This window comes from Litorivivens sp. (assembly GCF_041625495.1).
Classification (GTDB): Bacteria; Pseudomonadota; Gammaproteobacteria; order Pseudomonadales; family Spongiibacteraceae; genus Litorivivens.
Map to the genome: position 1 here is coordinate 36,881 of NZ_JBFJTH010000011.1, position 6,234 is coordinate 43,114.

Annotated in this window: 5 protein-coding genes; 2 read left to right on the plus strand and 3 right to left on the minus strand. The window is 56.2% G+C overall.

What is annotated here, in order from left to right; translation table 11 throughout:
• Positions 1–4: 4 nt before the first annotated feature.
• The 3 genes from ABYP39_RS02455 to ABYP39_RS02465 all read right to left on the minus strand — a co-directional run bounded on the left by ABYP39_RS02455 (position 5) and on the right by ABYP39_RS02465 (position 4,710).
• Positions 5–2,509, minus strand: coding sequence for an acyl-CoA dehydrogenase (locus ABYP39_RS02455; protein ID WP_372758161.1), 2,505 nt, complete (start codon positions 2,507–2,509; stop codon positions 5–7).
• Positions 2,510–2,630: 121 nt separating this feature from the next.
• Positions 2,631–3,854, minus strand: a complete 1,224-nt coding sequence (locus tag ABYP39_RS02460; RefSeq protein ID WP_372747268.1) for an MFS transporter — start codon at positions 3,852–3,854, stop codon at positions 2,631–2,633.
• A gap of 85 nt (positions 3,855–3,939) precedes the next feature.
• Positions 3,940–4,710: an acetoacetate decarboxylase family protein gene (locus ABYP39_RS02465; RefSeq protein ID WP_372780979.1), complete on the minus strand. Its 771-nt coding sequence runs from the start codon at positions 4,708–4,710 to the stop codon at positions 3,940–3,942.
• Positions 4,711–4,936: 226 nt separating this feature from the next.
• Here ABYP39_RS02465 and ABYP39_RS02470 point away from each other — a divergent pair, with 226 nt between their 5' ends.
• Positions 4,937–5,431 carry a 6-pyruvoyl tetrahydropterin synthase family protein gene (locus ABYP39_RS02470; RefSeq protein WP_372747266.1) on the plus strand — a complete coding sequence of 165 codons (495 nt, stop codon included), beginning with the start codon at positions 4,937–4,939 and terminating at the stop codon, positions 5,429–5,431.
• Positions 5,432–5,442: 11 nt separating this feature from the next.
• On the plus strand, positions 5,443–6,147 hold the full coding sequence (locus ABYP39_RS02475) for an SDR family NAD(P)-dependent oxidoreductase (protein ID WP_372780981.1): 705 nt from the start codon (positions 5,443–5,445) through the stop codon (positions 6,145–6,147).
• The last annotated feature ends 87 nt before the right edge of the window (positions 6,148–6,234 follow it).

Sequence of the window (6,234 nt, forward strand, 5' to 3'; positions counted from 1 at the left end):
AATCTCAGTACTGATCTGCCGGGCGTTCTACCACCTTGCGTTTGCCCTTGGCATCGGCGGCGATATCCTTTAGCCCGTCGGCATCAAAAGCGTCAACGCGAATCACGTCATAAAGCGCGGTCAGCGCGTCCAGTAGCTGTTTGCGATCACTCTCTTCAATAACGCCATTGCTAACCGCCCAGTCCACCAGTTCACGCCGTTCATGTCCCATCAGCAGGGCGATGCCATCGAGCTCATTGACATCGCGCTGGCGCACCGCTTTATGTAATTGATCACGCAACGCTTGGGTGTCGTTGGCTAGCTGCCAGGCGTTGAGCACCCGGCCGATGGGATCGCTTGGGTGATTGTTGAAGTAGGTGCCTTCGATCAGGCGATCGCGCAGAGGGGTATCGGCGGTGATAGCATTGGCCAGTGTGGTACCAAGTTCGCTGCTTGGTTTGCGCAGGCCAATCGGGCCCAGAGGGAAAATCATCAGGCGCAATGGCCAGCGCAGCGCTTTCACCGGAAAATCGTCAATTACGCGGCGCATATGTTCCTGCAGATCGTGAAGGCAGGATTGCAGTCCCCATTCCACCGCTGCGCGGTGGGTTTCGGGATAACCGTCTTCGTGCCATTGCTTGATAATGGCAGAGGCATAATAGAGCTGTACCAGACAATCCGTCATATGGCCGGATAGCCGCTGACGTGCCTTCAGTGCGCCGCCCTGGGTTAGCAGGGCAACATCGGTCAGGAGCGCGAAACCGGCAGAAAATCGGGTAAGTTGTCGGTAGTATCGCTTCAATTCGCCCCGAGTCGGGACACTTGCCAGCGTGCCAAAGGTAAGGCCCAGTGCGGCGGCGCGCAACGCGTTGCCGGAAGTGTGTGCTATATGACGGAAGAATACGCCGTCGAGTTTATCCACGGCGGCTGCCGCGTCATCCATATTGGCTGCTTCGATTTCTTCCACAATGTAGGGGTGGCAGCGGATAGCGCCCTGACCAAACACCATCAGGCTGCGGGTCAGAATATTTGCCCCTTCTACCGTAATGGCGATGGGCACCGCCTGATAGATTCGCGCCATAAAATTGCGAGGGCCGGTGATCACACCGCGCCCGGCAACTACATCCATGGAGTGATTCACCACGGTGCGCATTAAATCGGTATTGCGGTATTTAAGTAGGGCTGAGGGCACTGACGGACGCACCCCGCGATCAAGCATGGAGGCTGTAAATACTCGCGCCGCGTCCATCATGTAGGTATAGCCAGCGATCTGCTCCAGCGCTTCCTGCACGCCTTCAAACTCGCTGATACTGCGGCCGAACTGCTCGCGCACGCTGGCGTAAGCACCGGTCGTGAGAGTGGCAAGTTTGCCGGCACCGGCGGCAAGACCGGGCAGCGATATCGAACGACCAATAGACAGGCACTCAAGGAGCATGGTCCAACCACGCCCAAGCATGGCTTCACCGCCAATAATCTGGCTCAGTGGGATGAAGACATCGTTGCCCCAGGTGGGGCCGTTCATGAAAACGGTATTCATGGGCAAATGCCGGGCGCCAGCATTTACGCCGTCGGTATCGCGCGGCACCATCACGCAGGTTACACCAATCACATCGTCGTCACCGATCAGGTGGTCCGGGTCGTAAACCTTGATAGCCAGCCCGATCAAAGTGGCAACCGGTGCCAGCGTGATGTAACGCTTGTTCCAGGTGACTTTCAGGCCGAGCACTTCTTCACCCTGCCACTGGCCCATGCAGACAATGCCCCGATCGGGAATGGCGCCTGCGTCGGAGCCCGCCATGGGTGAGGTAAGCGCAAAGCACGGAATGTCTTCTCCGGCCGCGAGTCGGGGAAGATAATGCGATTTCTGTTCGTCGGTGCCGTATTCCATGAGCAATTCGGCGGGGCCCAGGGAGTTGGGCACCATCACGGTGACGGCGGCGGAAACGCTGCGGGTGGACAGCTTCATGACGATTTCGGAGTGGGCGCGTTGGGAGAAGCCTTTGCCCCCATAAGCTTTCGGGGTGACCAGCCCAAAGAAACCGTGCTCGCGAATATACTGCCAGGCAGTTTCTGGCAGATCGTAATCTTCATGGGTCATGGCCCAGTCGTCGAGCATTGCGCAGAGTTCTTCTACGGGGCCGTCGAGAAAGGCCTGTTCCTCTGCGCTGAGTTGGCTGTGTTTTACGCTGAGCAGATAGCTCCAGTCGGGGCGGCCGGAAAATAGCTCGCCGTCCCAGTCGACCGTGCCGGACTTCAATGCTTCAGATTCTGTGTCGGAAAGCGTGGGCAACATGCCTCGAACCCAGCCCAACAGGGGGCGGCTGAGTTCCTGCTTGCGCAACTTTGATGGAATGACTAGAAACAGAGCCATGGCCAGCCCCAGGCCGCCAAACAGAATGCTGGCAAAATGCCAGTCGTCGGCGTGTATGCCCAACAGCGTGGCGAGAGACAGGGCGATGACCGCCGTATTTCCCCCCGCGCCAAGATAGAGCAGAACCAGAGCGCTGATGATTAGCAGTAACACACTCATTGCGTAAACCCCCGTTGCAGACTGTCTCCCAAGGCCAGCATCAAACAAATGCGGTTTAACTACAAGGCTGGCCGGAATGTGAATATTACCTTTGCGTTACGGGGCCGATAGGTACTCTGGATCAATTGTCCTGTTTGAGTTGAATGGCTGCGGTGAGGCAAATCGCTACGCACAACAGGCCGGCAAAGAGCAGAAACGTCATTTGATAGGAACCCGTTTGGTCATAGATGGCGCCGGCCAGCGGGGGAGATAGCAGGTTGAAGGGCATGATCACCGGGTTCATGGCGCCCATGACGCGGCCATAATTAGCGACGCCAAATGCCTGCGCCATTAATGCGCCCCAAACCGGCAGCATTCCGCCGGCGGCGATACCGAGCAGTACGGCTCCGGCGACCAGAAAGTGGAAGTTGTCGTTGTTAAGAAAGCTCAATAGCCCGAGCGTTAGGAGCAGGGAAGACCCCGCCAGACCGGCGCGCAGATCAACCTTATCGGCAATGGTGCCAAACAGCAGTTTTCCCATCAGGCCAAACAGGGCGATAAGGGAAATAAGCCCCGCGGCCTGCTCAGCAGTTGCGCCACTGTCCAGGGCGAATGGTGCAAGATTGCTCAGCAGCATGCTGTAGCTGGAGAACATGGCACCCATTACCAGCGCGATCACCCAGAAATTGCGTTCTTTTAAAACGTCTTTCGTTGAGGCAAAACGATTTGCGGCGCCAGCGGTTGTTGTGGGAGGCGCGTCGTCACCGTCGGGGTGCAACCCTTTGCTCTCTGGCCGATCACAGGCCAGCAGGGAAATTAATGGCAGCAAAATCAACAGTACGACGCCGCCCTGTAGCCGAAAGGCCATGCGCCACTCGAAACTGTCGATCATCCACTGCAGCAGCGGCGGAAACAGAAAGCCGCCGATGGAGGTACCCATAGCTGCCAGCCCCATCGCCAGCCCGCGGCGTTTGCTGAACCAGCGCGCCAGCAGGGTGGAGACCGCAAGCGGGCCAAGCGCTAAGCTGCTCAATGCCATGAACAGGGCATAAATGACTGGCATCTGCCAGATTTGTGTGATGTAAGACAGTGCGATGAAGCCTGTTCCCAGTGACGCAGCGCCTAGCAGCATGAAGCGCTTGATGGAATAGGCGTCCAGTTTGGCGCCGAGCCAGGGTGATAACAGACCGCTGGCCAGTGTCATGGTGGTGATGCCGAGCATCAGCAGCATGCGACTGCTTTGAAACTCTGTCGCTAGCGGAACCACCATTACGCTATAGGCATATACCAAGGTGCCGGTAGCAACGGCCTGAACCAGCAGGGTAACCACCACCTGCCACCAACCAAAAAATAGCGGCTGCTTCATGGGCCGTCCTCAGTTGTAAAAAAGGCGAACCGGAGTTCGCCAATAAATGGCCTGGATGGCCAGCTCGTTGATACTCCGCGAGGTGTCAGCCCTTGGGCGGCGCACCGCTTTCGCCGATCCAGCGCGTGCCACTGATGGTATCGGCGAAGGGCCAGTACTGTTTGCCATCCAGCTCCCCGGCAAGGGTAATACTGCGATCTTTGAAGATCGGCGTCCACAGGCACGCTGAAATCTGCTCAACCATTGGTAGTTTGGTGGCAATAGGATCCCAAGCGCTTTCGCGCAGGGTGATTTTGCCTTTCAGCTCCTGCAAGTAAGCAGTACCGTATTTGGTATGCACGTCGACAACGTGTGGCGGGAAGTCGTACTTTTCGGGTTGCATGTCCACCGAACGCATGCATTTAACCCACCATTCATGTTCTTCGTGGTCCTCCGGGTTGGCCAGGGTTTCAACCACGTCGCCAGAAAATTCGATGAATGTAGTGCCCTGATGCTCCACTTTGGCTTCTACGTGATCCATCAGTCTGAAGTAGGTGGTCTTTACCGGATACTTAGGTTGCCCCCACAGTTCCTGGCAGAGAAACAGCGGCGCCTCCTGATCGATACCAAGGGCGAGCGTGTAGTCACCGGGGGTTCCGTTGTAGTCGGCTGCCACATTGAGCACGTAGCCCAGTTCCGGCTCATTCTGGACGGGGAAATTATAAATTGTGATGGTCACAATTGGCTCTTTGCCGGGCTGGATGCCCGGCGGGAGCAATGCCGCGAGTTTGGCGGGGTCAGTGCGATACTTCAGCTTCAGCATCGGCCAATTGAGAATGTCGCCGGGATTGCCCTGAGGGGCTGCAGGTGTCGTCATGGTGTGTTTCCTTCATACAGGCCGTTGGAGGTGTTCCCCGGCCAAATTATCGTTATGGTTACGTCAATTATCAGGCTAGCACAGTCTGGCGTCGGCGGAATGCCTCGCCAGCAATTGTAATGTGGTGTTCATGTAGGGCTTTGACCAGCGGACGCTTTGCATTTTTTTCTTACAAACAGTACTTTGTGCGGCTGCGTTATTTCGCCCTGACCGTGAATTGAGACCGATGCCTGTAGATACTCTGACAACAATTGAGATCACCAAGGAAGACCTGAAATTTTCCGCCGCCCACTTCACCATATTCTCTGCGACAGAGCGCGAGCGCCTGCACGGACACAATTTTCGGGTGTCGCTGGATATCACCGCAGAAGTGGGTGGCAATGGCATGTGTTTCAGCTACGTGGAAATCAAACAGCGTCTGCGCAAGCTGGTTGCACAGTACGATGAATATCTGATTCTTCCGGCGCAGTCTCCCTACCTGGATATTGTCGAAGACGGGACTAACTACCGGGTGACCTTTAACGGCGAGGTGATGACCTTTGTGCAGGCCGACACGTTGTTATTGCCAATTCGCAATACCACCGTTGAAGAATTTGCGCGCTTGTTGTTGGAGCGTTTGTTGGAGGATGGAGATTTTATTCAGGGTAATGCAGTGCGCAGCCTGATCATGAAGGTTTCCTCCGGGCCGGGGCAGTCGGGCTCTGCCAGTTGGCAGCAATAATTGAGGTAGAGATGAAAAAAATTCTGGTTATTACCGGTGGTAGCAAAGGGATTGGCCGCGCCACTATCGCACAATTTATGGAACAGGATTACCGGGTTGTGAACCTGTCGCGCAGTGCGCCCGATATCGATGGGGTGGTGCAGATTACCGCTGACATGGTCAACCCGGGCTGGGCGGATGCCTGCGCCGAGCCGCTGGCCGCTGAGTTGAATGCGGCAGACAACATCTGCGTAATTCACAATGCAGCGGTGCTTAAAAAAGACAGTGTGCGTGATACCAGTGCAGACAGCCTGCAGCAGGTGTTTCAGCTGAACGTGATTGCGGCTCTGCAGCTAAACCAGCTGGTGTTGCCGCATATGAAGGGTGGCTCTTCGATTATCTATGTAGGGTCAACGCTGAGTGAGAAAGCGGTCGCGGGTAGCTGTTCCTATGTGACCTCCAAGCACGCGTTGGTTGGCCTGATGCGTGCCACCTGTCAGGATTTGGCCGGTAGTGGTATTCACACGGCGTGCGTGTGTCCGGGCTTCACCGATACCGAAATGCTGCGCGAGCATTTGGGGCATGATCCGGCGATTTTGGATGCCATTGCTGGAGGTGTTACGCAAGGGCGTTTGATTCAACCCCAGGAGATCGCCAATACGCTGTGGTTTGCAGCGCAGAACGCGGTAATTAATGGCGCTGTTTTACACGCCAATCTGGGGCAAATAGAACACTGATAGGTTGTTTGCCGCAGGGACTTATCGGTCAATAATACCTGGCCTGACGTGCAGGCCGCAGGTCAGGCATTGATGTGTAGATACCGA

Bases quoted from the DNA above. Each gene is read 5' to 3' on its own strand.
- ABYP39_RS02455 (WP_372758161.1), bottom strand. From the start codon at position 2,509: ATGAGTGTGTTACTGCTAATCATCAGCGCTCTGGTTCTGCTCTATCTT.
- ABYP39_RS02460 (WP_372747268.1), bottom strand. From the start codon at position 3,854: ATGAAGCAGCCGCTATTTTTTGGTTGGTGGCAGGTGGTGGTTACCCTG.
- ABYP39_RS02465 (WP_372780979.1), bottom strand. From the start codon at position 4,710: ATGACGACACCTGCAGCCCCTCAGGGCAATCCCGGCGACATTCTCAAT.
- ABYP39_RS02470 (WP_372747266.1), top strand. From the start codon at position 4,937: ATGCCTGTAGATACTCTGACAACAATTGAGATCACCAAGGAAGACCTG.
- ABYP39_RS02475 (WP_372780981.1), top strand. From the start codon at position 5,443: ATGAAAAAAATTCTGGTTATTACCGGTGGTAGCAAAGGGATTGGCCGC.